The following is a 26,996-nucleotide window of genomic DNA, read 5'->3' on the forward strand; positions in this document are numbered from 1 at the left end:
GCATCGCTAAGCCTGGCTTTTCTCCAGAGTTGCAGCCAGTGAATGCACGTCTTCATCGTTGATCTGACCCTTTGCGTCGGCCAACACCAGGAAACGCTCATACACTTTATCCAAAGCCGGACGGTCGAGCTCATAGCCCAAACGCTCCAAATGATGCTTTAAGGCATGGCGACCGCTGCGCGCGGTCAGCACAATATCCGCAGAGCCTACACCCACGTCTTCCGGTTTGATGATCTCGTAATTCTCACGGTGCTTTAAAAAGCCATCCTGATGGATGCCAGAGCTATGCGCAAAGGCATTCTGCCCTACAATAGCCTTGTTAGGCTGTACCGGCATGCGCATCATACTGCTCACCATGTCGCTAATCCTTCTAAAGTGTTTGCTATTGATGTTGGTATGCAGTCCAAGGTCATGATGCGTCTTCAAAATCATCGTCACTTCCTCCAAAGCCGTATTCCCGGCGCGCTCGCCAATACCGTTTATGGTACATTCCACCTGGCGTGCACCGTTAATAATGCCAGATAGGCTGTTGGCCGTAGCCAAACCAAGGTCGTTGTGGCAATGCACCGAGATAATCGCCTGATCGATGTTCTTCACATTTTCTTTCAGGAAGCGGATCTTAGAGCCGTACAGTTCCGGTAAGCAATAGCCATTCGTATCCGGAATGTTAACCACCGTAGCACCGGCAGCAATCACCGCCTCGATCATCTGTGCAAGGAATACATTGTCGGCGCGACCAGCATCCTCTGCATAGAATTCAATATCCTCTACAAACTGCTTGGCATATTTAACCGCCTCCACGCCGCGCTCCAGGATCTGCTCGCGAGTACTGTTAAACTTGTATTTGATGTGCATGTCCGAAGAACCTATACCCGTATGTATACGCGGGCGCTTAGCATACTTCAGTGCAGCAACTGCCGAATCAATATCACCCTTGTTGGCGCGGGTAAGCGCACAGATGATCGGTTCAGAAACCGCTTTCGACAGTTCAACCACGCTCTGGAAGTCGCCCGGACTCGATATCGGGAACCCCGCTTCAATAACATCTACGCCCAGTGCCTCAAGCTCCCTGGCAATTTCAATCTTTTCAGGCGTGGCCAACTGGCAGCCAGGTACTTGCTCACCATCGCGAAGGGTGGTGTCAAAAACATAAACTCTATTCGGATCGTGTAACATCATTCTTAAGGTTTAGTTGCTGTAAGCATTTTGTGTAACAAATTTCAATACAAGTTTTCCCATCTCCGCAGTGCCAAGCACATGGTAAGGGCTCGTTGCGCCATCGGCAATATCATTGGTACGGTAACCTTCTTTCAACACACGGTCAACCGCCGCGATCACCACCTTAGCTTCCTCTTTCATACCAAATCCAATTTCCAGCATCAGGGATACCGACAGGATAGAGGCCAGCGGATTGGCCAGGTTCTTTCCGGCGATATCGTGTGCCGAACCATGGATAGGCTCGAAGAATCCGGTGCCATCGCCTACAGAGGCAGAGGCCAGCATACCCATAGAACCTGCAATCTGCGAAGCCTCGTCGGTCAGGATATCACCAAACAGATTGGCGGTAAGCACCACATCAAAACGTTTAGGGTCTTTGATGAGCTGCATTGCGGCGTTGTCGATAAACATATGTTCAGTTTCCACCTCCGGATATTCTTTGGCAATAGTCTGAACTGTTTCCCGCCATAGACGCGAGCTTTCCAAAACATTTGCTTTATCTACCGAGCACAAACGCTTGCTTCGCTGCATGGCAGCTTCAAAAGCCTTGCGTGCAATACGCTCCACCTCATAGCGGTGATAGATCATAAGGTCGGACGCCGTGTTGCGGTCTTCCGACCTTGTCTTTTCCCCGAAGTACACATCGCCCGTCAGCTCCCGGAAAAACAGGATGTCTGTTCCTTTCAGGATCGCTGGTTTAATGCTCGAAGCGTTCAGCAGCTCGTCGAACAGCAGGATAGGGCGTAAGTTGGCGTACAAGCCAAGCTCCTTACGGATCTTAAGCAAGCCCTGCTCCGGGCGCACCTTCAGCGAAGGATCATTATCGTACATCGCATGGCCTACAGCGCCAAATAAAATGGCATCGCTCTGCTTTGCCTTCTCAAGCGTTTCGTCGGGCAGCGGATTGCCGGTTGCTTCAATGGCGGCGTGACCCATCAGGGCCTCGTCAAAGCTGAATTCGTGACCGAAATCAGCAGCTATTTGTTCCAGGATAGCCTTACCCCAGGTGGTTACTTCCGGACCAATTCCGTCACCGGGTATTACTAAAATGTTCTTCTTCATATATCTTCATTTATGCACCCACAGGTGCCAATAAGTTTCCAACGGATTTTACTGCTCCGTTTTCCAATACAATTCGTTTTTCTATGCAGGCGGGCAAGTGCGACTCAAAATGGCCTACATAAATTAATGTGGTGCCATGATCGCACAGGGCGTCGACAAGTTTGTTAAAATAAGCCGTTTGCTGACTGTCCAGACCCTGACAGGGCTCATCCAGGATCAGCAGTTCCGGATTTTTGATCACCGTCCGGGCCAGCAGCGCCAAACGCTGTGTTCCCAAGGGCAGTTCGGCCAGCAGGGTATGCTTATGTTCCAGTATTCCGAAAAATCGCATCAGCTCGTCGGCCTGCGCAAGCTTGCTCGTACCGGGTGTGCAAAACAGGCCTGAACTGTCATAAAAGCCCGAAACCACGCTCTGCCCCAAGGTAGACGATCCGTCAAAATACCAATGCAGTTCAGGGGATATCAGCCCGATACGCTGCTTAATGTCCCATATACTCTCACCGCTACCACGCTTATGCCCAAAAAGATACAGGTTGTTGGCATAAGCCTGCGGGTGGTCGCCGCAAATCAGGCTCAGCAAAGTCGACTTCCCGGAACCATTCGGGCCCTGCAACAGCCACTTTTCGCCGGCTTTCACCTCCCAGCTGATGTCTTTCAACACCTGTTTATCCCCGTAGGAAATATTAACCCCCGTCATTTTAATCATGAACTCAGGGGTCATTTTACTGGGTGATACCCGCAGGAAGTCTGGAAGCCGACCAATATCATGGTTCACCTGCCCGGCAGATTCCCGGGCCTCATGCTCAGAAATCTCCGCAATGCTCCCTCCATCAATCTCCGCAAAGCGATTGATGCAGGAAGGCCATTCCAGATCGTTACCAAATAGGACCAGTTGCGTACCCTTTGCCGCCATATCGTCAAGCAAAGCATTCAGGTTGCGCCTTGACTGCTTGTCCAGCCCGTTATACGGCTGGTCGAGCACCAGCAACTGAGGCTTAAGCCAAAGGGCTTTAATCAGCTGCAGTTTCTTATGCTCACCGCTCGAAAGCTGGATCAAGGTCGACCCCCTCAGCGCCTCATAGTTCAGCGCCCGCAAAATCGGGTCTGCATCGCTCAGTTTCAGCTGATGTACGGCCGCAAAATTTTCCAACTCAGCCCGAATGGTTGAAGTTGTTTCCGTGGCCTGACGGTTATACCGCTGCTGGTAATAAAAATTAGATTGTCCTTCCAGGTCTTTAAACTGGTACCAGTTGGCCACATAGTAAGCTTTGGCAGGCAGCGCAGAAGTGTCGTCATAATGCCGTTCCACCGAACCGGTGAAAGGAAGGAGACCCGCAATAGCTTTCGCCAAAGAAGTCTTTCCGCTGCCGCTAGCGCCGCGTACCAGCCAGTGCTCGCCCCGCCGTATCGTCCAGGTCAAATCCCGAAACACCGGTTTTCTGCCGTGTCTCAGGTTAAGATGGGTGATATGGACGAAAGGCTCTGTCACGCTAATACCCTGTTTTTCTCAAAACCTTCAATCAGATCCTTTTGCGCCAGTATAAAATCAATGTCGTCATAACCATTAATGAGACAAGATTTTTTATAGGCATTGATCTCAAAGCCAGTCTGCTCCCCGGTGTCAACAATCGTCACCGTCTGAGCCTCCAGGTTCACATCCAGTTGCGCATCATGGTTCTTGCTCACCGCAGTAAAGATCGCGGCCAGGAATTCATCGCTTACCTGGATAGGCAGTAAGCCGTTATTCAGCGCGTTACCCTTAAAGATATCAGCAAAAAAGCTGCTGATCACCACGTCAAAACCAGCATCCTGGATGGCCCATGCCGCGTGTTCGCGACTACTGCCGCAACCGAAGTTCTTTCCGGCCACCAGTATTCTTCCGCTGTACTGCGGATCATTCAGCACAAAGTCAGGCTTCGGTGTATTATCAGCGTTATACCTCCAGTCGCGGAACAGGTTCTGTCCGAATCCCTCACGGGTAGTCGCTTTCAGAAACCTCGCCGGAATAATCTGGTCGGTATCAATATTCTCAATGCTCAAAGGCACTACGGGCGATATCAATCGTTCAAATTTTTTCATATCAATCTAAGCCTCCGTTAAAAATTCCCTAACATCCGTAATTCTGCCTGTTACAGCAGCGGCGGCAGCAGTAAGCGGACTTACCAGCAGCGTCCGTGCATCCGGTCCCTGGCGTCCTTCAAAGTTCCTGTTAGAGGTCGACACACAGTATTTACCTGCCGGGATCTTATCTTCATTCATACCCAGACAAGCACTGCAGCCCGGTTCGCGCAACTGGAACCCGGCAGCTTCAAAGATCTTATCCAGGCCTTCATTCTTCGCCTGCTGCTCCACTTGTTTAGAACCCGGAACAATCCATACCGTTACGTTTTCCGCACGCTGTTTACCGCGTACAAACTCAGCCACCTCACGCAGGTCTTCAATACGCGAGTTGGTGCAGCTTCCTATAAATACATAGTCGACCGGCTTACCGATCAGCGAAGCCTCTTCCTGAAAGCCCATATAGTTCAAAGCTTTCTGGTACGACAACTGCTCGGTATCGGGTTGTAAGCGTGTCGCCGGAATACTCTCGCGGATGCCCATACCCATACCCGGGTTGGTACCGTAAGTAATCATCGGCGCAATATCCTCTGCCTGGAAGGTAAGCACGCTGTCAAAACGAGCGTCAGCATCGCTGTACAACGTCTTCCAATACGCAAGCGCCTTATCCCATTCCTCACCTGCAGGGGCAAACTCACGTCCTTTGATATAATCAAAAGTCGTCTGGTCGGGCGCAATCAATCCGCCCCGGGCACCCATTTCAATGCTCATGTTACAGATCGTCATCCGACCCTCCATGCTCAGCGATTCAATGGCCGAACCGGCATACTCAATAAAATAGCCCGTACCGCCAGCAGCTGAAATCTTGGAAATGATGTACAGGATAATATCCTTTGCCGTTACACCCTTGCCCAGCGTACCATTCACCTCAATCTTCATCGTCTTCGGCTTCTGCTGCAGCAAACACTGCGTAGCAAAAACCTGCTCCACCTGAGAAGTACCTATACCGAAAGCAATAGCCCCGAAGGCACCATGGGTAGAAGTATGGCTGTCGCCGCACACCATGGTCTTACCCGGAAGCGTGATGCCGAGTTCAGGTCCTATCACGTGAACGATCCCCTGAAAAGGGTGGCCCAAACCGTACAGATCGATACCGAATTCCGCACAGTTCTTCGTGAGCATATCCACCTGGTAGCGCGACAGCTCCTCGCGGATCGGCTCCAGCTGGTTTATCGTAGGCACATTATGATCTGCCGTAGCTACGGTCTGCTTCGGTCTGAATACCGGGAGGCCTCTTTTCCGCAAGCCATCAAAAGCCTGCGGAGAAGTCACCTCATGAATCAAATGTGTGTCGATGTATAAAATATCGGGAAAGCCGGGTTCACTCTTCACCACGTGCGCATCCCAAATTTTTTCTACTAATGTTTTTGACATCTTTATTCCTTATTGTTTGCGTTTGCTATTTCTGCTTAAGCCGTTTTAATGGATTTCATGGCAGTCATCGCCTTTCTCAAGCGTGCACCCACAATTTCTACCTGATGCGAACGCAGCTTTTCATTGATCTCCACCAGCGTCCTGTTGTCAACCGAACCATCTTTTCCTTCATTGTAGTCTTTACCAACCAGGTCGGTATCTACACTTTTCATAAAATCGGCCAGCAAAGGCTTACAAGCCTGATCAAACAGGTAACAGCCATACTCAGCTGTATCAGAAATCACCCTGTTCATTTCAAATAGTTTCTTACGGGCAATGGTGTTTGCGATAAGTGGCGTTTCGTGGAGCGACTCATAGTAGGCCGACTCTGGTTTGATACCAGCCTGTACCATCGTTTCAAAAGCAAGTTCAACACCAGCTCTCACGAAAGCAACCATCAGCAGATAGTTGTCAAAATACTCCTGCTCACCGATTTTCACGTCACCGGCAGGTGTTTTCTCAAAAGCCGTCTCGCCGGTTTCTGCACGCCATGCCAACAGGTTTTTATCGCCGTTCGCCCAGTCTTCCATCATGGTGCGACTAAACTCGCCGCTCATGATGTCGTCCTGATGCTTCTGGAAAAGTGGGCGCATAATGTCTTTCAGTTCCTCAGAAACCTCAAACGCTTTGATCTTAGCCTGATTGCTTAGCCTGTCCATCATGCCCGATACACCACCATGCTTCAAGGCCTCAGTAATCACCTCAACGCCATACTGAACCAGTTTAGACGCATAACCAGCATCGATGCCTTTCTCCACCATTTTGTCGAACGACAGGATAGAACCTGTTTGCAGCAATCCGCAAAGGATGGTCTGTTCGCCCATCAGGTCCGATTTTACTTCCGCAACGAAAGATGACCTCAATACGCCGGCCCTGTGACCGCCTGTACCCACGCAATACGCCTTAGCCTGCGCCAGTCCCTTTCCTTCCGGATCATTCTCCGGGTGTACCGCAATAAGTGTAGGTACACCGAAGCCCCTGCAGTATTCTGCACGTACTTCGCTACCCGGACACTTAGGAGCAACCATAATTACGGTAATATCCTTACGGATCTGCATGCCTTCCTCAACGATGTTAAAGCCGTGCGAATAGAGCAGGGTAGAACCTTGTTTCATTAAAGGCATTACGGCATTAACCACAGCAGTATGCTGCTTGTCGGGCGTCAGGTTAACCACCAGGTCGGCCGTAGGGATCAGCTCCTCATAGGTGCCAACGGTAAAATTATTTTCAGTCGCATTTTTCCAGGAATCACGTTTCCCTTCAATAGCCTCTTTTCTTAAAGCATATGAAATATCTAATCCGCTGTCTCTCAGGTTTAACCCCTGGTTCAGCCCTTGTGCGCCGCAACCAACGATTACCAGTTTCTTACCTTTTAATGCATTTATGCCGTCAGCAAATTCACTGTTGTCCATGAATTCGCAGACACCTAATTGGTTAAGTTGTTCTCTGAGCGGGAGCGTATTGAAATAGTTTGACATCTTTTATTGTTTTTTGATTTATTAAGGTTCGTTTAATTGTTGTTGTTTAACACTGCTTTTCTAAGCGCCATGGCATAGCCGAGGTGCATCGAGTCGTGAACGGCAAAGAACTGAACCGCCTCATGTACGCTGTTCAGTTCAAAGCCAAATTCTGTAGTATATTGCTGGTAGCTTACAAACATCCCGCTGGAAAGATCTGTAACGAGGTCGTCTACCGTGCTGCGGCAAAGTGCCACAAAACGACTGATCTCTTCCTGGTCCACCACCTTCTCCGGCTTTGTGCCCTTGCGGTAAGCCAGTATCGTTTCCATATCCACCCTGGGCTCCAGGCCCGACAAGCGGTAGCAGAGCAGTTGCTGCGCAGAAATGATGTGCGCAAAGTTCCAGATGATGTTGTTGTTAAAACCCTCCGGTACATGGTTCAGCTGCTCGGGCGAAAGCGACTCCACCACACGGATGAAGTTCTCACGGGTTGTTTTGATGACGTTGATCAGCGTTTCCATCATTACATGCTAAATACGTTCTTCGGCTTATCAAGATACTCGTTCTCAACCACCTCTTCTCCCGGTTCCATGCGCTCAAATTCGCGCAGCTTCCGGTTAAAGCCCTCGCTGTCTTTAATGATCGCTACGCGCGCACTGCGAACAAATTCAATCAGTCCGTATGGCTGCAGTACCTCAATCAGTTTATCCGTCTCTTCGCGGTGTCCGGTCGTTTCAAACACCGTATAATCTTTGCGGATCACTACCGCACGGGCGCCGTTTTCACGCAGCAGGCGTTCTACAAGCACTTTCTCTACAATCGTTTCTGTAGGCACCTTATACAGCGCCAGTTCCTGCCAGATGATGTCCTCATTGGTGTTATAATATACCTTAAGAACCTCCACCTGCTTCTCAATCTGACGCGATAACTTACGTACCACTTCTTCCGTTTCGTGGATCAGGATATTAAAGCGGTGGATATGCTCAATCTCCGATGGCGAGGTGTTTAGGCTCTCAATATTGATCTTTCTTCTTGAAAAGATGATGGCAATACGGTTCAGTATGCCGATACGGTTTTCCGTGTATACCGTTATGGTAAATTCCTGTTTTCCGCTCGCTGCGGTATCGTTTGAATTGCTCATGATCTTCAATTATTTAAGTCTGATTTCACTTACACTGCTGCCCTGTGGCACCATAGGGAACACGTTGTTCTCCTTGGCCACCATCACCTCCAGCAAATACGAACCTTTATGGTTCAGCATTTCCTCCAGTGCAGCCGTCAGGTCGGCACGCTCATCTACCTTTTTACCAGCAATATAATAAGCATCAGCCAGTTTTACGAAATCTGGACTGGTAATGTCTACAAACGAATAACGCTTGTCGTGGAACAACTGCTGCCATTGGCGAACCATGCCCAGGAACCTGTTGTTCAGGATCAGGATCTTCACGTCCACCTCACTCTGCATAATCGTGCCCAGTTCCTGGCAGGTCATCTGGAAACCACCATCGCCTATAATAGCCACCACCGTGCGCTCGGGCGTGCCAAACTTAGCGCCAATGGCAGCAGGCAAACCAAAGCCCATGGTTCCCAAGCCGCCGCTGGTTATGTTGCTGCGCGTTTGGTTAAACTGCGCGTAGCGGCAGGCCACCATTTGGTGCTGACCAACATCGGTTACGATAACCGCCTCACCTTTGGTCAACTCGTTCAGCTTATTTAATACCTCGCCCATGGTCATTTCGCCAGTCTGCGGATTTAGCTCGTTCTGTATTACGGCTTCGTGCTCCTGCTCATCAAAAGCCCTGAACTCCGCCAGCCACGCTGCGTGACTGCGCTGTTCAACCAGTTCGGTCAGCATAGGAAGCGTCTCCTTGCAGTCGCCCCAAACCGGTACATCTGCTTTCACGTTTTTATCAATCTCGGCAGGGTCAATATCCAGATGGATCACCTTAGCCTGTTTTGCATATTTGTCCAGGCGACCCGTTACCCGGTCGTCGAACCGCATTCCGATCGCAATAAGTACATCGCAGGCGTTCGTCTGAACGTTCGGACCATAGTTGCCGTGCATGCCCAGCATGCCCACATTCAGATCATGATCTGAAGGAATCGCTCCCGCACCCATAATGGTCCAGGCCGCCGGTATGCCGCTCTTTTCGATGAAAGCTTTAAACTCCTGCTCTGCACTGCCCAGCAAAACACCCTGTCCCCATAACACAAAAGGTTTTTTAGCCGAGTTGATCAAGGCAGCAGCCTGTTCAATATATTCTTTACGAACAAGAGGCTTCGGCCGGTAGCTGCGGATATGGTTGCAAGGTGTATAACCTTCATATTCAAACAACTGGAGCTGCGCGTTTTTAGTAATATCGATCAGTACAGGGCCTGGTCTGCCACTTCTTGCAATATAAAAAGCCTTCGCCAGAACCGCGGGAATCTCCGTAGCATCGGTAACCTGGTAGTTCCACTTGGTTACCGGCGTGGTAATATTGATCACATCCGTTTCCTGAAAAGCATCCGTACCCAGCAGGTGTGCAAACACCTGTCCCGTAATACACACCAGCGGTGTGCTGTCTATCTGTGCGTCGGCCAGACCGGTAACCAGGTTGGTTGCACCCGGACCGCTTGTAGCGAACACTACACCCACTTTTCCGGATGTGCGGGCATAACCCTGACCGGCGTGTATACCGCCTTGCTCGTGGCGCACCAGGATATGCTTCAGCTTATCGTTATAGTCGTAAATCGCATCATAGATCGGCATAATTGCCCCGCCAGGATACCCGAAAATGGTATCTGTGCCCTCGGCAATAAGACCTTCCAAAAGCGCTACAGAGCCCGAAACAGTTTTTGTTTTCTTAGGTTCTGTAAGCGTACTCGCTTCTGCTTGTGCTGTTTCCATTATATTGTAGTTTAGGGGTTGCTAATTCATTCTGCTGTGTAGGCATCCGTAACGCAGCCTTCGCTGGCATTACTTACCTGTCTGATATATTTATAGAGTACACCTTTAGTTACCGGAGGCGGAAGCTGCTTCCAGACCGCCCGGCGCTGTGCAAGCACCTCGTCGCTTACGTGCACGTCTATGGTATTATTTACGGCGTCTATCGTAATCTCATCGTTGTCGTGTACCAGGGCAATGTTTCCACCTTCCCAGGCTTCAGGCGTAATGTGGCCTACCACAAAACCATGCGTACCGCCAGAGAAACGTCCGTCTGTGATCAGGGCTACCGACTTGCCCAGTCCCGCGCCAATGATCACCGAAGTAGGCTTAAGCATTTCCGGCATTCCCGGAGCACCTTTCGGACCAACCTGACGGATCACCACCACGTCACCCGGCTTCACCTTGCCGCTTTGTATACCGGCAATAAGGTTCTGCTCACCGTCGAACACACGTGCCGGACCCGTAAATTTCTCACCTTCCTTGCCGCTGATCTTCGCTACTGCACCTTTAGTGGCCAGGTTGCCGTACAGCATCTGGAGGTGACCGGTCTCTTTCAGCGGAGCCTCGATCGGATAGATGATCTTCTGTGTCTCGAAATCAAGGTCAACCGCATCAGCAACATTCTCTGCAATGGTTTTTCCGGTAACGGTCATACATTCGCCGTTAATCAGGCCAACCTTAAGCAAATACTTCATTACCGCAGGTACACCGCCTATGTTATGCAGATCTTCCATCAGGTAAGTACCGCTAGGCTTTAAGTCGCCAAGCACCGGCGTATTGTCGCTCACATGCTGAAAATCATCCAGCGTAAGGTTAAGTCCCACAGACTTCGCCATGGCAATCAGGTGCAGTACCGCATTGGTAGAGCCGCCCAGTACCATCACCAGTACAATGGCATTATGAAATGCCTCTTTGGTCATGATGTCTGATGGCAGGATATTTCTTTCGAGCAGGATGCGGATATATTTTCCCGCTTCCATGCATTCTTTCTTCTTCTCTTCACTCACGGCAGGGTGGGAAGAGCTGTAAGGCAGACTCATACCTAAGGCCTCAATGGCCGAAGCCATGGTGTTGGCCGTGTACATACCGCCGCAGGCGCCTGCACCCGGACAAGTATGTTTAATGATGCCCTGAAAATCTTCCTCGTCCAGATTTCCCGCAAGCTTTTGTCCCAATGCCTCAAATGCAGAAACAATGTTCAGCGCCTGTCCTTTATACGTGCCCGAATGGATACTTCCGCCGTACACCATAATAGAGGGACGGTTTAAGCGGCCCATGGCCATGATAGATCCCGGCATGTTCTTATCGCAGCCCGGAATGGTAATTAAACCATCATAGTATTGTCCACCGCAGATCGTCTCAATAGAATCTGCGATCACATCTCTGGAAACCAGCGAATAGCGCATACCTTCCGTACCGTTCGACATCCCGTCGGACACCCCGATGGTGCCAAAGGTCAGGCCTACCATATCATTTTTCCAGACGCCTTCTTTAACGATTTGCGCCAGGCCATTCAGGTGCATATTGCAGGTATTGCCATCATATCCCATGCTGGCAATGCCCACCTGAGCTTTGTCCATATCCGCGTCGGTAAGTCCGATGCCATATAACATAGCCTGTGCTGCTGGCTGGGTTGGGTCTTGTGTAAATGTCTTGCTGTAACGGTTAATTTCTGGTTTTTGTGACATATAGGTTTGTGGTGTGTTTCTTTATATTGGTTATATAATTACTTCATAATTCTGCTTTTCGAGCACCAGGCACTTGTAGGTGCGCTGTATGGTAGCGCCCAGACTGTCGGCCCAGCGCAACGGGAACTGATACTCATCTACAGAGGCTATTCCGGCTATTTCCACGGCCGTGCCACAGAAGAACGCGCTATCCGCCTTTTTTAAATCCTCTGCTTTCAGGTGTTTTTCCACGACTTCAATATCCAGTACTTTGCAGAGGTCGATCACCGTAGCCCGTGTGATTCCAGGAAGAATATTGCCAAGGGGAGGGGTGTAAAGGCGACCGTTCTTCTCGATGAAGATATTCGCTCCTGGCGCCTCAGCGATGTTGCCGTCGCTGTCGAGCAGCAAAGCTTCATCAAAGCCCTTTTGCTTCGCTTCGGTGGTGGCCAGTATAGAGTTTACATAGTTGCCGCTTACTTTAGCTTCAATGGGTACCGACTTAGGGTTCGGGCGCTCGTAGCCTGAAATGGAGATCTTCTGCAGATCAGTACCCAGATAGGCACCCCATTCCCAGGTGCAGATCATGATAGACACCTCCCTGGCCGGGTCGAGCGACATGTTTGGTCCCCCATAAATCAGCGGCCGGATATACGCGTCTTTGAACTTGTTCAGTTCAAGAAGCCGGTAGGTTTGCCTGATCAGATGATCGATGTCCCAGTGGAAGGGCATGTGCACCAGTTCGGCCGAGCGTTTAAGTCGCTCGAAATGCTCACGCGCCTTAAAAATCCGCGTGCCATTGTGCGTATGATAGGCGCGTATGCCTTCAAATACAGCGTAGCCGTAGTGTAGCGACTGACCGTACACGCTGGTACTGGTGTCGGCTGCCTTCTCGAAGCGACCGTTCAGGTAAAGGATTGTATTTGAATTATAGTACTGCATGTTTTCCGCCGTTATACCTTGTTTATTAAAAAAGCGCCATTTTCGGTGGCGCTTAGTTATCATTTGTTAAATTCTACTTATAGCGCCATCTTCTTCTGGACAATAATCAGAAGGACCACATTCAGAATCAGGTTGAAGACGATGCTCAGTGAATTAATCATGGTGCTTTTTATACGTTGTTTTACAGAATCCAATTTACCAGTTGCTTATTATACTATCAATAGGCGTCCTAAAATAAATAAAAAAAAATAATATTCTAGTATTTTAAAATATTTTAAAATTTAATAATACATAATACTCAACATACATATCTTAAATTGGTGGTATCTATACCAAATATGAAATCGGTATTCGGTATGTCTGTTATGCTTGCATTATAAAATCTGTTGAATTCTTCCTAAAACCTCCACTTTGTCAGTAAAACTTTACAAAAACACCGAAGTTCAGAAGCCAAAAAAAAGCCCCTCGAAATTCAAGGGGCTTTTTCCATTTTTATATCCTGACTGTTATTTATGCAACCCCTTCTGCCAAAACAGTAATTTTGTTTTTAATGACTTCTACTACACCGCCTTTAATAATAAAGGTGTCCTCGCCGGCAGTTGTTTTCACAATTACCGGTCCGTCTTCAAGTGTGGAAATAATAGGGGCGTGGTCTCTCAGAATCTGAAAAGAACCAGAGGTACCAGGTACCGTTACAGCCGATACTTCGCCGTCAAAAACTTTCTTGTCTGGGGTTAATATTTCTAATGTCATGCTAAATCTTTGTTATTAGTTCGCTTCAGCTAACAGTTTTTTACCTTTTTCAATAGCCTCTTCGATACTACCAACCAGGTTGAACGCTGCCTCAGGATACTCATCAACCTCACCGTCCATGATCATGTTAAATCCTTTGATGGTGTCTTTGATGTCTACAAGTACGCCTTTCAGGCCAGTGAACTGCTCAGCAACGTGGAACGGCTGAGAAAGGAAACGCTGAACACGACGTGCACGTGATACAACCAGTTTATCTTCTTCGGAAAGTTCGTCCATACCAAGGATGGCGATGATGTCCTGAAGTTCTTTGTAACGCTGCAAAGTTTCTTTAACGCGCTGAGCGCAGTTGTAGTGATCGTCGCCCAGTACCGCAGGGTTAAGGATACGTGAAGTAGAATCCAGTGGATCCACCGCAGGATAGATACCCAACTCAGCGATTTTACGTGACAATACGGTTGTTGCATCCAAGTGAGCAAAAGTTGTTGCCGGAGCAGGGTCAGTCAAGTCATCCGCAGGTACATAAACAGCCTGTACGGAAGTGATCGAACCACGTTTTGTTGAAGTAATACGCTCCTGCATCAGACCCATCTCTGTAGCCAGTGTAGGCTGGTAACCTACCGCTGAAGGCATACGACCCAGAAGGGCGGATACCTCAGAACCTGCCTGGGTAAAACGGAAGATGTTGTCTACGAAGAAAAGGATGTCTTTACCAGCACCTTCGCCATCACCATCACGGAAATATTCAGCAACGGTTAGTCCGGATAACGCCACACGTGCACGTGCACCAGGAGGCTCATTCATCTGACCGAATACCAGGGTTGCTTTAGATTCTTTCAATACGTTTGTATCAACTTTGCTCAGATCCCATCCGCCTTTTTCCATAGAGTGAAGGAATTCTTCACCGTAGTTGATTACGCCAGACTCGATAAATTCGCGAAGCAAATCGTTACCTTCACGGGTACGCTCACCAACACCGGCAAACACCGAAAGACCAGCGTAAGCTTTTGCGATGTTGTTTACAAGCTCCATGATCAATACGGTTTTACCAACACCCGCACCACCGAACAAACCGATTTTACCACCTTTTGCATAAGGCTCTAAAAGGTCAATAACTTTGATACCTGTAAAAAGCACCTCAGTTTCGGTAGAAAGCTCATCGAACTTAGGCGGCGCATTGTGAATAGGACGGCCACCTGCAGTATCAACAGTATTGATACCGTCAATAGCTTCACCCACAACATTGAACAAACGACCTTTAATCTGATCGCCAACAGGCATTTTAATAGGAGCGCCGGTATCCAGTGCATCCATTCCGCGAACAAGACCATCAGTAGAGTCCATCGCAATGGCACGTACACGATCTTCACCAAGATGCTGCTGAACTTCTAAAACGACTTTCTGACCATTTTCTTTTTTGATCTCCAATGCAGAGAAAATCTGAGGTAAATGAGCATCGTTTGCAAAGCTCACGTCAACTACCGGTCCTATAATCTGCGCTATTTTTCCAATGTTAGGCATATATTGTTTTGGGTAAAATTATAAATATCAAATTGTTAAAGGCGATTTAATACGCTCGCAATTCGGTTTGCAAAGTTAAATTTTTTAAGCAACAAAAACACATATAAATAAAAAGTTTTTCAACAGTTTTTTTGCTGATATTTAGCCTAGGGTAAAGGGACCCGAAATGTATATTTTTTCTTAGTCATGAAAACAGTACTGGTTACCGGAAGCAACGGACTTTTGGGGCAAAAAATTACTGATCAACTGCTAGAGACTAAGCAGTTTAACCTTGTTGCGACCTCTAAAGGCGCCAATCGCCATCCAAAGCCCGGAGGTTATGTGTATGAGGAACTTGATATTCTCGATGCTGCCGCAGTAAAACGCATTGTGGAAAAGCATCAGCCCGACGCGATTATACACACAGCGGCCATGACCAATGCAGATACCTGTGCGGCCCAGCCCGAACTCGCCACTCAGCTCAATGTAGAGGCCGTTGGCACAATGATCAGTCTGTGCGAACTGCACAACATACAACTCGTGCACCTCTCTACCGATTTCATCTTCGACGGTGCCGGCGGACCATACGACGAGCTGGCTGCGCCCAATCCCTTAAGTCACTACGGACAGACCAAACTCCGCGCTGAGGAGGTTATTAAGAATTCCAGGTGCCGCTGGGCCATTATCCGCACCGTGCTGGTGTACGGTGTGCTCCAAAATCTTAGTCGCACCAACATCGTGCTCTGGGCCAAAGGCGCCCTGCAAAGGGGAGAAGCTATACAGGTGGTCAACGACCAATGGCGTACGCCCACGCTTGCCGAAGATTTGGCATCGTGCTGCCTGCTCGCCGTACAACACGATGCCTTTGGGGTGTTCAATGCCTCAGGCCGGGATATGATGAGTGTATCAGAACTCGTAAAGCGCGTGGCCGATTTCTGGCGGCTCGACAAAAGCCTGATCACCGAAGTCAGCTCCGAATCCCTTAAGCAGTCGGCCCGCCGCCCCGCACGCACCGGCTTCATCCTCGATAAAGCCATCCGTGAGCTGGGCTACGCGCCGCATACTTTTGAAGAAGGGTTAAATATCGTAGACCAGCAACTCAGGCTACTGTAACCTCACCCAGATATTCGCTGACTGAGGCAAACTTGCCATCGGCCGAGAAAAAGCTCAGGTAACAATGGACAGTCAATCCGCTAAGTCCAGCCGGCATAATCAGCCGCACCTGTCCATCTTCCCGCTGCGCCGCATCCCGTAGCTTAACGAAAAGCCTTTTTTCCGGGCAATAGGTAACCAACTGCGCTTTGTCGCCCGCCGCCCGCAATTTGCTGAAGCCACCGTTGGTCCAGCCGAAATCTACCGCACCCGGCGTTTCGGAAGTTGCTGTGGCCGACCAGGCACCTTGCAGATCACCCTTGGTAAACACCAGGTTTGGAAAATCGATCCGCTGTTCAGGATAAGTGCCTGCAACGGCATGCAGCATATTGTACGATATTGCTCCATTCATTGGCGTAGCCTGTTCAAAATTTTGAAAGCCCAGTGCTATAAAGTCGTCCAGACCCAGCAGAAACTTCCTGAACAGCGTCATTTTTTGTCGCTGGTTTAACTGTTCCGGTGTAGGCGGTTTACTGCTCGGTCTGGGCAGACTCCGCATGTATTCTATGCCTAGCCATGAGGCTCCGACAACGGTTCCGACTTTTCCGGAAAACGCGCCATTAATTCCTTGTTTGTATTTTGCCATAATAATAAGTTAAGCTTATAGAACAATTAGCTCTGAATATTGTTTTAAGTTTCTTGCTGTTTATTTAGATATGTGCAAGCTGCGGCCTTGGTGTTACCAAATAGCAGGCAAACGCTCACATAAAACACACCTGAGCCACGATTTGCTCACAAAAAGGTACCTTAATGTGACTTTATTGTGAGCAAGGTGTGAGCAAAGTGTGAGTAAGGACTAGTCATGGTAGTTTTTAGATAATAATTAGATAACATATATGAGTTTAGAAAAAGGAACGCAAGCCCCCGATTTTAAGTTGTTCAGCTCAGCGCTGAAAGAAGTATCATTGGCAGACTATAAAGGCCGAAAGCTGGTCGTCCATTTCTTCCCTATGGCCTTCACCGGCGTATGCACGGCACAGCTCTGCACCATGCGCGACAGTTTTGGTTATTACGAAGGTATGAATGCCGATGTAGTGGGTATATCTGTAGATTCGCCATTTACCCTTGCCAAGTTTAAAGAAGAACAGGCTTACCAGTTTCCGCTCCTGTCAGATTTCAACAAAGAAGTATCAAAAGCCTACGGCGCATTTTATGAAGAATTTGCCTTCGGCCTGAAAGGTGTATCTAAACGCGCAGCATTTGTAATTGATGAAGAAGGCAAAATCATTTATGCCGAAGTTTTGGAAGACGCCGGCAATATGCCTGATTTTGACGCCATTAAACAAGCCGTAGAAGCTTAGTGCATTGGCTGCCCGCCTGCCGGCTGAATAATTTCTAAAATTAATTGGTTATTTCGAAAGCAAGCATTACTTTTGCAATCCCGAAACACAGACGGGTAAATGTTCGGAAGAGCATTTGTTTTTCGCACTTGTAGCTCAATTGGATAGAGCATCTCACTACGGATGAGAAGGTTTGGGGTTCGAGTCCCTACAAGTGCACTTCACCGGAATGAAATTTTTCAAGAAATTTTATTCCGGTTTTTTTATATCGTAACTTGTTGTTTATGTGATAGATAAGTTGCGCCGCGCGGTTCATTTTTCCGGTTCGATGAATTTCGCCGTCAAAAACCCATTTTTCCAGGTAAATCGAACCAATAATTGAACGTTTTATATCAGAATCGGCCCCTGCATAGAATTCAGGCAGCTTTTTAAAATTTTCGACGGCTGTAGCGACTAAATCTTCAATATCGAGTTCATCCGAATCTTCGGTATTGACTTTTTTGAGTTCAGCTTCAGCTCTGGCAATCGAATTTTCGCAGTCTTTCTTGTATTGAGCGCCGGTAATCACATCGTCCAGTAAAAGTTCCATTGACTTTGTCAGGCGATTATTCTGATCGGTAATGGTTTGAATGATTCGAGAACGGTCTGCCTTTGATCGTCGACTTTCGGTATACGCGTCGCATACCACAGCCGAGAATAATTCCGCCATTCCTTTTTTGGGAACAAAGTTTTTCAATTCCCGCTCAAATAGATCATTGGTTCGGTCTGCCCGGTACCTGGGACAGCCTGCCTTGCAGTGGTAATAGTGGTAGTAGTGGCTTCGGCCTCTGGATGCACTACCAGTTAGGATGTCTCCACATTTTTCACAAAGCAGGAAACCACGTAGTACCAAAGACCGTGGGGTAACTGCTTTCGCACCCTGTTTTTGCTTAAAAATACGCTTCCTTCCATCAAGAACATCCTGAACTCTGTAAAATAAACTCTCCGAGATTAACGGCTCATGTAAACCGTCTACCAATTGCGCATCTTCGTCTTTAAACGCTGGGATTTTAATTTTGCCACAATAGCAAGGGTTGCGAATGTAGTCCCAAAAGCTACTGCGACTACATTTCAGCCCCATCTCTTTGGTTTTCATCCAGACGTGCTCAGTTGCAAAAGTGCCTTCGGCCAGCATTTCAAAAGCCCGCTTCATATAGGTAGCTTCTGGCTCATGAATAGCGATATACTTTCTGCCGTCTTCGGTAATACGGTTTTTATAGCCAATGGGCGCAAGTCCCATCCACCTACCTTCTTTTTTTGCTCGCCTCATGCCATACTTCACATTGAGCGCTCTTCTTGCATATTTCACTCAAAGTGGTCAGCTGATTTCGCTGCAAAGTGGTCACATTTTAACTGGCGAAAGAAATTCACTTCAGGGTTGGGCTGGCCTGGCGAGTTAACGAAGGATTTCGTCTTGCGTTACATAGGCACTTCGGCTTGCGACTTTAGGGTTATCTGATCCGCAGGTCCCATCTCCTTGACGCACGAACTTAAATAAAGGCCTACAATCGATTTTCCAGCACCTTCTGGCTTTGTACCTGATGACAACCACATGCTCTTCTCAGCGGCGCTTAAAAGGATAGTTTCACGTCACCTTTAGGAAATCACCCAATCAATAAACTTCTAATCTAAATATCAAACTAACCACTTTGCAGCGAAATTGCCTGTCAGTTTAGTACGGAATAGGGTGTCAGCATGTTTGCGGAATTCCTGACCAGTTTTGCCGAAATACCCAACATGCCTCGAGCTGATTGTTAAACATCTTCCGGCGTTTCTTCGGAATTATTACTATCTTTTCTTTTTAAGTTAATGTATCTTTGTAAGGCAAATGGTCAACATTAATCACACCGATGAAAAGTCTTTACTACTTCAATTGAAAAGCGGTGATGAGCGTGCGTTTGAAATCTTATATAACAACTATAAATTTCGACTTGCCGGAAATCTATTCAAGCTACTCAAGTCTGATGACCTGGTGAAGGAAACGCTGCAAGAGCTTTTTTTTAAAATATGGCAAATAAGGACACAGATAGATCCGGAAAAATCTTTTAAATCGTATCTTTTTCGCATTGCAGAGAATCTAGTCAATGATTACTTTCGGAAAGTTGCCAAAGACAAACGTTTACTGGCTAAGATGTTGGCTTCAAGCTCAGAACTATATTTGCACATTGAAGAAGATATGCTTAGCAAAGAGGAGGCTCAAAAATTACAACAGGTAATAGATATGATGCCCCCTCAGCGGAAAATGGTGTTTACACTTTGCAAATTGGAGGGTAAATCTTACAAGGAAGTAGAGGAGATTATGGGAATCAATGCCAAAACAATCAGTAGTCACATGCTGCAAGCCAATAAATTTCTCAGAAATCATTTCAAGGATTCCTCTGGAATGGTACTTTCCATCGTATTGAGCGTTTTATTCAAAGGTTTTTGATCATAATCACTGTTTATAAAAAATTAACAATTATTTTTTATAAACAGACTAAGGATATTTTTGCTAAACTCCGTATTAGCTGTAAAAATTGAACCTTGAAACATTCTGATCAACTTTCTATTCTCTTCAAAAAATACCTGGACAATACCTGTAGCCTTGAAGAAACTCAACACCTTATGAATTATTTTCAGATGGATGAAGATAAAGAACTGTTAAAAGAGATCATTATTGATGTTTTAGCAGTTGAGGATGAAAGTTATGAAACTAATTTTGCTATTGCGGAGGTGGTAGCAATGGTTGATCGCGATTTATTTGTCCAGATTCAAGAATCAACTGTACCAAAAGGTAAAAGTAAGACACTTAAACTATGGTTACAGATCACTACTGTTGCTGCTACGCTAGCTATAATAGGTGTGGGAGTTTATTTTTTCAATTACAGATCAGCAAAGCTCCCTGCCGAAGTCAATGTGGAGACACATGGCGCAGGAGTTGTTAAACCAGGTGAATTTGGTGCTACGCTTACTATGACCAATGGTAGGAAGATCAGATTAGCCGATGCATCGAAGGGAGAAATAGGAAGGGAATCGGGAATCATCATTACCAAAACAGATGATGGCAGATTGGTGTATGAAGTCGATGAAAAGGTTTCTGATCCGAATGCCTTGAATACATTGTCTACCGCCCGGGGAGAGATTTATCAGGTGCGTTTGCCTGATGGTTCACTGGTCTATCTTAACGCAGCGTCGAGCCTCACTTATACTGCTGCTCTGAGGCAAAATGGAAAACGTGTGGTTAAGTTGATGGGTGAAGGATATTTTGAGGTAGCGAAGGATAAACTACACCCATTCATTGTGAAGACAAACAGACAGGAAATAGAAGTCTTGGGCACCCACTTTAACATTAGCAGTTATGCTGATGATGTTGTAGAAAAAACAACTTTGCTGGAAGGAAGCGTGAAATTATCTGCAGCAGGTAGTTCCAAAGTACTAAAACCGGGGCAGCAGGCAAAGCTTTCGGGCGGTAAGATACAGATCAATGAAACGGATACCGATCTGGCTGTTGCCTGGAAAAACAATGAATTTTTTGTTGAAAGTGAAAGCATTGAAACCATAATGAAAATGATCGGGCGCTGGTATAACGTTGAGGTCATTTACGTGGGTGAAAAAACTAAGCAGCTGTTTAGCGGTAAAGTATCGAGGTTTGATAAAATGTCAAAGGTGCTGGAAATCGTGGAATCCACAGGGGAAGCCCATTTTGAAGTCAAAGGAAGAACCATATATGTATCAAAATAAACAGCTAACCTATTAATTAACAGAATACTGACCTTAAACTAAACCAGATGGAAAGAAAATTACACTAGCTAAGATGTTTAACAAACCCAGGCCCCGATTAGCCATCAGGACCTGGTAAAAGTTTGGAACATTCAATTAAAAATCAAAGTGATAACCGCAGTCCTCTCTACGGTCCAACGCAAAAGAGACTGCTTAACCAAACCGACTACTAATGTATCAAAAATCAAGAGAATTTGGTATGCCTAAACGGGTGTACCTAAAATTATTGTTAACTATGCGCTTAACCATCGTAATCATAATAGCGTGCTTTATGCAGGTAAGTGCTTCGAGCCTTGCCCAAAAAGTGACGTTAACCAAGTCAAACGCTTCACTTAGATCTGTCTTTAAGGAATTGAATAAACAGACCGGTTACAATTTTTTTTATACGGACAATTTGTTGGAAAGTTCCTCATCTGTGACTATTGAGGTTAAAAATGCTGATTTATCAGTTGTGCTTAATCAGATTCTTGCCGGTCAGAATCTGGATTTTATTATTCGTAATCAGACGGTGATCATCAAAGCAGGTAACCGGGCCAGTCAGGAAGTCATTTCCGGTTTTGTAGGTGATGCCAATGACCGCAAACCCATTCCAGGTGTTACGGTGTCAATTAAGGGTACAAAGTCGGCGGTTCAAACTGATAAAAATGGAAAGTTTACCATCAGCATATCCAAAGGGGCGGAATCTTTGGAATTCAGATTTATCGGTTATAAGACTGTTGATGTGCCCATCTCACCTAATTCGAACTATTCGATTTACATGGACGAGGATCAACTCTCATTGAATGAGACGGTGATTACCGGGATGGTTGACAGAAAGGTCAGTACCTATACAGGGGCTGCTAAAACCATGACTGCTGCTGAACTTAAGGCTGTGAGCCCGGTAAACGTGTTTGCCGGCGTTGCTGCCCTTGACCCGTCTTTCAGAATGATTCCCAACAACAAGATAGGAGGAAATATCAACGCGCTTCCTGAAGTGACCATGCGTGGTCAGACATCTTATCCAACCCTGGGGTCAGAACTTGTTGGAAACCCCAATACACCATTGTTCATTCTTGATGGATTTCAGGTTTCATTACAGGCGATTGTAGACTTAGATCTGAACCAGATTGCCTCGGTGACTTTATTAAAGGATGCTTCGGCTACTGCGATGTACGGTTCCCGTGGAGGCAATGGTGTGATGGTAGTTACAACGATCCTGCCACCAAGAGGAAAAGTTGAAGTTTCACTAAGCAATAATTTTACTTTATCTTCTCCAGATCTTTCTGTTTATGACATGCTGAATTCAGCGGAAAAACTGGATTTTGAACGACGCGTAGGATTTGTCAACAGCTATAGAGGTGATTTTATCAATTCGGAACGATATAAAGCAATGCTGAGCGGTGTAAATACGGATTGGAGATCCATTCCTGTTCAAACTGGTATAAACAATAGAACCAATCTGTCTTTACGGGGTGGTGACCAGTCGCTGACCTTTAACCTTACCTTTAGTGGAAACCTGTTGCAGGGGGTAATGAAGGGGCAGGACAGGAAAAACTATTCGGGAAGTTTTACACTGAGTTATAAAACAGATAAATTAACATTTCAAAATAACACCATTGCAACTCAGGTGAATTCCAATGATTCACCTTATGGGGAATTTAGTCAGTATCTGGATTTGAATCCCTACTGGAAACCTTACGACGAAAATGGTAATGTCAATAAATACCTGGAAAACATCAACATGGGCTTTGGTGTGGGGAGCTCGGTTGTATTGAATCCGCTGATGGATGTAACCTACAATACCATTGACAATAGGAATAAGAATTTCAATTTAAGGAACAATACTACTGTCCGTTACGATTTCAATAAATCGCTATGGTTCAATGGCGCCCTGGGAATCACAAAAATGAACGGAACGATAGACAATTTCTATTCGGCTCTGGATAGCCGGTTCGCTGATGTATCCGATTTAAGTGCAAGGGGTAGTTATGCTATCGACAACAGTACCTCCTTTACCATGGATGGAACAGGATCTGTAAATTATAACAGGAATTTTGGGATGCACGGCGTTACAGTCTACGCAGGGTTCAGACTCGCCAGCACACGGTTTAATTCCTATGCTGTATCTACGCAGGGTTTCCCTTTTGATCGCTTGGATAACATCCTTTTTGCAGCACAATATTTAAACAGCAGGCCTACGGGGACAGAAAGTACAATAAATAATCTTTCTTATACAGGAAGTGCCAACTACTCTTATGATAACCGGTATTTTACGGACTTCACCTATACAAGGGACGGCTCTTCTGCTTATGGAGAAAATAATAAATTTGGTAATTTCTGGTCTGCAGGTTTAGGATGGAACGTTAATAATGAAAAATTCCTGAAGGATAGTGAAACCATCAACCTGTTAAGGGTTCGTGGCAGCTACGGTTCTACCGGGACATCTGTACAAGATCCTTATGCATCGCAATTCAGGTATAACCTGGGCACCTCGACTGGCTATTTTGGCGAAGTGGGTGCTTTCCCTGGCGGACTTGGAAACCCGAATTTAAGCTGGCAGCAAGTGTTGAAATCGAACGTTGGCATTGCTTCAGCATTTCTGGACAACCGTTTGACCTTCAATGCGGAGTTTTATGATGAGGTTACCCAAAATGCGCTGACTACTGTTTCGCTGGCGCCTAGTACGGGTTTTCCATCGTATACCGAAAATTTAGGTAAAATCCAGAACAGGGGATTGCAGCTCGACCTGGGCTATACCATTCTATCGCAACCTCGCAAAGGCTTAAAATGGAATGTCTCGGTAAATGCAGCCACTAATAAGTCTGTGTTAAAAGAAATTTCTGAGAAACTTAAAGCTTTCAATGCTGCATTAAATGCCAATAACGTCAATCAGACCGTTGAAAATGCCCAGTTTATTGAAGGTAGGTCAACGACGGCTATTTATGCAGTAAGGTCATTGGGTATTGATCCGATTACCGGTCAGGAAGTGTACCTTAAATTAGATGGTACCCCAACTTTTGTATGGGATGTGAATGATAAGACCTATGTTGGTGATAGCCGTCCCAGGTGGACGGGTGCTGTAAATTCAAATTTCCTATATGCAGGTTTTGCCTTAAACTTTAGCATCAACTATAACTATGGTGCTGATCTGTATAATAGCACGTTGTTAAACCGGGTGGAAGCTGTTGATGCACGCAACAATGTAGACAGAAGAGCATATGACCTGGGTTGGACCGGACCTGGTAGTGTCAGTCCGTATCGAAGGATTACTGCCGGCTCTCCGACACCAACAAAACTTACCTCAAGGTTTGTTCAACGTGATAACAACATTCAGCTCAGTTCAGTTAATCTGAGCTATCAGTTCAAAACGCCATTCGTTAAAAGACTGGGCTTGCAGAACCTGACCGTTAGTGCAACTACGACTAACCTGGCCAACTTCAGTACCATTGAAATTGAACGTGGTACAGATAATCCCTTTGCCAGAGAATATACATTTGGTTTAAGTGCAAGATTTTAAATTCAAAAGACAAATTCATATCCCAATGAAAAGAATAACATTAATTATAGGAATTCTGACAATTGCTGCGATGTTTTCCAGTTGTAAAAAGTTCCTGGAGGTACAGCCCAAAACAAATTTATCTGAAGAACAATTGTTTACTTCAGAAGTCGGCTTTCAACAGGCTTTATCAGGTGTATATGGCCAGCTGGCCAGTAACAATCTTTACGGAGATAACCTTTCTATGGGTTTTGTATCTGCGCTGGCACAAAATTATTCAACACTCAATGCCAACGCAGACGTTTCACTGCAACAAACACAAGTCTTGAACTATACTTCAACAGAAGTCGCGGGGTATACTGGTGCCATCTGGTCTGCCAGTTACAGTGCAATTGCTGCAGCAAATAAAATAATTGCAAATACCGAGACAAACCGGTCTGTGCTTAGCAATATTGCGTATGCACAACTGCGCGGTGAGGCCTTAGCCTTAAGGGCATTTGTACATTTTGATTTATTACGCATGTTCGGACCTGAATATACTTCGGGTGCCAATTTAAAGGCTGTTCCTTACAAAAAGGAAGTTAATGAAAACGCAAATCCGCCGGCTACAACAGCTGACGTGGTTAAATTTGCCCTGGTAGATCTGAAGGAGGCCGCAGATTTGTTGTTGCCGGTTGATCCGATTGTGACCAGCGATTTGAGAAGCAGACGGAATAAGCTGAATTACTATGGTATAAAAGCACTGGAAGCAAGAATAAAATTATACAGTGGTGATAAAGCAGGTGCTGCTGCGGCTGCAAATGTAGTGATCAACTCTGGTAAATACACCTTTGTGACCCAGGCAGCCGCAGGAGCGGTCAGCACAGGGTTGTTGGTGCGCGATCGTTTATATTTCAACGAACAGGTGTTTATGATCAGGGTTAGGGATATATTGCCGACCGTACAACGTTATTTTAGATTTAGGGGAGCTGTGGGACAAACTCTTACCCGTACCACGGCTAATTTTAATACACTTTATGAAACCACATCAGGCGGCGGGACAGACTTCAGGTACCTATACCGCCTTGAACAGGATGGCGGAAGTTTGTTCCCTTCTAAGTTTTGGCAGGCCTCAACCGCTACAACCACAATTACCGACAATTTACTGGATCAGTATGTGCCTGGTATTCGCCTTGCCGAAATGTATTATATCCTGGCTGAAACTGCAGAGACGCCTGCTGTTGGTGTCGGATATTTGAATATGGTTCGCCAAAACAGGGGTCTTTCCAATCTGGCAACGACTATTACAACTACCGCACTTACAGCTGCGATCACCAAGGAGTACCAGAAGGAATTTTATGCGGAAGGTCAATTGTTCTTTTACTATAAACGGACTAAAACACTAAGAATGCAATTCCGTAATATCGACATGGCGCCAGAGCAGTATGTGCTGCCGATCCCAGATGCTGAGCTTCAATTTAATCCAAATTACGCTAATTAATCACACTCCTATTATGAAATACTTATTATATATGACGATGATCTTCTCCCTTTTTTCTTGTAAGAAAGAAGCGGTAGAAACTTATCAGGGAAAAGATGGCGTTAGCTTTTTTGCTTACACCTATCAACAATTACATACCACAGCGACGAGAAGTTACTCTTTTGCATTTCAAAGCACCATAAAAACAAGGGATACGATGTATATACCCTTGAGGATTACCGGAAAGCTGTCTGATCAGCCACGTACCGTATTGCTAAAAACAGCTGAAGGAACAACAGCAACTGCGGGGGTGGATTTTGAGCTAAAAGAAGTGACCATCCCACCTGGAATCTCCATATTTAATTATCCTCTTGTGCTGATCAACTCTGTAGGAATGGCAAGCAGTGTTTATCGAATCGTGTTGGAGCCAGCAGAAACCAAAGACTTTACTTTAGGCACTTTTGGCCAGACACCTGCCAATTCAGTTAACTTGGGCACGGAGGAAAACTTTAGATATCTGAAGATAGATGTATCCAGTATGTACATCAGACCTGCTTATTGGGATATTCTTGATGCAGATTTTGGAGAATTTAGTGCTGAAAAGTACAAGTTCATGGTTAAGGTGCTGGGTATAACAGATTTCTCTTATGAGAATATCGGGTTTGATGGTTTTATGAACTTCCCCGTGACGCTGCGAAATGCACTGGCCGCTTATGAAGCTGCAAATGGTCCACTATTAGATGAGAATAAGAACCCGATTTCTTTCCCTTAAT

General features: G+C 46.4%; 22 protein-coding genes and 1 tRNA gene. 8 read left to right on the top strand and 15 right to left on the bottom strand.

All coding sequences use genetic code 11. The features are described from left to right. Positions 1-6: 6 nt before the first annotated feature. The 13 genes from QEP07_RS14175 to atpD all read right to left on the bottom strand — a co-directional run bounded on the left by QEP07_RS14175 (position 7) and on the right by atpD (position 15,080). Positions 7-1,179: a 2-isopropylmalate synthase gene (locus QEP07_RS14175; RefSeq protein ID WP_256007188.1), complete on the bottom strand. Its 1,173-nt coding sequence runs from the start codon at positions 1,177-1,179 to the stop codon at positions 7-9. 9 nt (positions 1,180-1,188) lie between these two features. Then, positions 1,189-2,280 (bottom strand): 3-isopropylmalate dehydrogenase, encoded by a 1,092-nt coding sequence (leuB, locus tag QEP07_RS14180; protein WP_285010825.1) that lies wholly within the window; start codon positions 2,278-2,280, stop codon positions 1,189-1,191. Positions 2,281-2,290: 10 nt separating this feature from the next. Continuing rightward, positions 2,291-3,769 (bottom strand): ATP-binding cassette domain-containing protein, encoded by a 1,479-nt coding sequence (locus QEP07_RS14185; RefSeq protein ID WP_285010826.1) that lies wholly within the window; start codon positions 3,767-3,769, stop codon positions 2,291-2,293. After that, complete coding sequence (gene leuD, locus QEP07_RS14190; RefSeq protein ID WP_285010827.1) at positions 3,766-4,359, bottom strand: 3-isopropylmalate dehydratase small subunit; 594 nt, start codon at positions 4,357-4,359, stop codon at positions 3,766-3,768. Before leuD ends, QEP07_RS14185 begins: the two co-directional genes overlap by 4 nt. Positions 4,360-4,365: 6 nt before the next feature. Next, positions 4,366-5,772 (bottom strand): 3-isopropylmalate dehydratase large subunit, encoded by a 1,407-nt coding sequence (gene leuC / locus QEP07_RS14195; RefSeq protein WP_285010828.1) that lies wholly within the window; start codon positions 5,770-5,772, stop codon positions 4,366-4,368. Positions 5,773-5,807: 35 nt separating this feature from the next. Beyond that, positions 5,808-7,289 (bottom strand): ketol-acid reductoisomerase, encoded by a 1,482-nt coding sequence (gene ilvC / locus QEP07_RS14200; protein ID WP_285010829.1) that lies wholly within the window; start codon positions 7,287-7,289, stop codon positions 5,808-5,810. A gap of 32 nt (positions 7,290-7,321) precedes the next feature. After that, positions 7,322-7,795 (bottom strand): DinB family protein, encoded by a 474-nt coding sequence (locus QEP07_RS14205; protein WP_285010830.1) that lies wholly within the window; start codon positions 7,793-7,795, stop codon positions 7,322-7,324. Beyond that, on the bottom strand, positions 7,795-8,412 hold the full coding sequence (gene ilvN / locus QEP07_RS14210; RefSeq protein WP_285010831.1) for an acetolactate synthase small subunit: 618 nt from the start codon (positions 8,410-8,412) through the stop codon (positions 7,795-7,797). The genes QEP07_RS14205 and ilvN overlap by 1 nt, the downstream gene beginning before the upstream one ends. Positions 8,413-8,421: 9 nt before the next feature. Beyond that, positions 8,422-10,161, bottom strand: coding sequence for a biosynthetic-type acetolactate synthase large subunit (gene ilvB / locus QEP07_RS14215; protein ID WP_256007197.1), 1,740 nt, complete (start codon positions 10,159-10,161; stop codon positions 8,422-8,424). Between the two features lie 26 nt (positions 10,162-10,187). Continuing rightward, on the bottom strand, positions 10,188-11,888 hold the full coding sequence (gene ilvD, locus QEP07_RS14220; protein WP_256007199.1) for a dihydroxy-acid dehydratase: 1,701 nt from the start codon (positions 11,886-11,888) through the stop codon (positions 10,188-10,190). Between the two features lie 30 nt (positions 11,889-11,918). After that, the gene (locus QEP07_RS14225) at positions 11,919-12,809 is read right to left on the bottom strand and encodes a branched-chain amino acid transaminase (RefSeq protein WP_285010832.1); all 891 of its coding nucleotides are present in this window, start codon (positions 12,807-12,809) and stop codon (positions 11,919-11,921) included. Positions 12,810-13,319: 510 nt separating this feature from the next. Further along, positions 13,320-13,562, bottom strand: a complete 243-nt coding sequence (gene atpC, locus QEP07_RS14230; RefSeq protein WP_256007201.1) for an ATP synthase F1 subunit epsilon — start codon at positions 13,560-13,562, stop codon at positions 13,320-13,322. Positions 13,563-13,577: 15 nt separating this feature from the next. Continuing rightward, the gene (atpD, locus tag QEP07_RS14235; RefSeq protein WP_285010833.1) at positions 13,578-15,080 is read right to left on the bottom strand and encodes a F0F1 ATP synthase subunit beta; all 1,503 of its coding nucleotides are present in this window, start codon (positions 15,078-15,080) and stop codon (positions 13,578-13,580) included. 186 nt (positions 15,081-15,266) lie between these two features. Here atpD and QEP07_RS14240 point away from each other — a divergent pair, with 186 nt between their 5' ends. Next, a complete protein-coding gene (locus QEP07_RS14240; protein ID WP_285010834.1) occupies positions 15,267-16,172 on the top strand; it encodes an SDR family oxidoreductase in 906 nt (301 codons plus the stop codon). Here the strand turns inward: QEP07_RS14240 and QEP07_RS14245 are convergent. Beyond that, positions 16,159-16,797 carry a DUF6266 family protein gene (locus QEP07_RS14245; protein WP_285010835.1) on the bottom strand — a complete coding sequence of 213 codons (639 nt, stop codon included), beginning with the start codon at positions 16,795-16,797 and terminating at the stop codon, positions 16,159-16,161. The two genes, QEP07_RS14240 and QEP07_RS14245, sit on opposite strands and share 14 nt — an antisense overlap. Before the next feature lie 250 nt (positions 16,798-17,047). Here QEP07_RS14245 and QEP07_RS14250 point away from each other — a divergent pair, with 250 nt between their 5' ends. Next, positions 17,048-17,512 carry a redoxin domain-containing protein gene (locus QEP07_RS14250; protein ID WP_256007205.1) on the top strand — a complete coding sequence of 155 codons (465 nt, stop codon included), beginning with the start codon at positions 17,048-17,050 and terminating at the stop codon, positions 17,510-17,512. A gap of 124 nt (positions 17,513-17,636) precedes the next feature. Beyond that, positions 17,637-17,710, top strand: a tRNA-Arg gene (locus QEP07_RS14255). Here the strand turns inward: QEP07_RS14255 and QEP07_RS14260 are convergent. Beyond that, on the bottom strand, positions 17,700-18,839 hold the full coding sequence (locus QEP07_RS14260; RefSeq protein WP_285010836.1) for a recombinase family protein: 1,140 nt from the start codon (positions 18,837-18,839) through the stop codon (positions 17,700-17,702). The two genes, QEP07_RS14255 and QEP07_RS14260, sit on opposite strands and share 11 nt — an antisense overlap. A gap of 519 nt (positions 18,840-19,358) precedes the next feature. Between QEP07_RS14260 and QEP07_RS14265 the strand changes: the two genes are divergently transcribed. From QEP07_RS14265 to QEP07_RS14285, 5 genes are all read left to right on the top strand, one after another. Continuing rightward, positions 19,359-19,958 (top strand): RNA polymerase sigma factor, encoded by a 600-nt coding sequence (locus QEP07_RS14265; RefSeq protein WP_285010837.1) that lies wholly within the window; start codon positions 19,359-19,361, stop codon positions 19,956-19,958. A gap of 95 nt (positions 19,959-20,053) precedes the next feature. Continuing rightward, positions 20,054-21,250, top strand: coding sequence for a FecR family protein (locus tag QEP07_RS14270; RefSeq protein WP_285010838.1), 1,197 nt, complete (start codon positions 20,054-20,056; stop codon positions 21,248-21,250). A 274-nt stretch (positions 21,251-21,524) separates the two neighbouring features. Beyond that, positions 21,525-24,785, top strand: coding sequence for a SusC/RagA family TonB-linked outer membrane protein (locus QEP07_RS14275; protein ID WP_285010839.1), 3,261 nt, complete (start codon positions 21,525-21,527; stop codon positions 24,783-24,785). Between the two features lie 25 nt (positions 24,786-24,810). Continuing rightward, complete coding sequence (locus QEP07_RS14280; protein ID WP_285010840.1) at positions 24,811-26,244, top strand: RagB/SusD family nutrient uptake outer membrane protein; 1,434 nt, start codon at positions 24,811-24,813, stop codon at positions 26,242-26,244. Between the two features lie 13 nt (positions 26,245-26,257). Then, positions 26,258-26,995, top strand: a complete 738-nt coding sequence (locus QEP07_RS14285; protein ID WP_285010841.1) for a DUF4843 domain-containing protein — start codon at positions 26,258-26,260, stop codon at positions 26,993-26,995. Position 26,996 lies beyond the last annotated feature (1 nt).

Origin of the sequence: Pedobacter faecalis, from assembly GCF_030182585.1 — a bacterium.
Classification (GTDB): Bacteria; Bacteroidota; Bacteroidia; order Sphingobacteriales; family Sphingobacteriaceae; genus Pedobacter; species Pedobacter faecalis.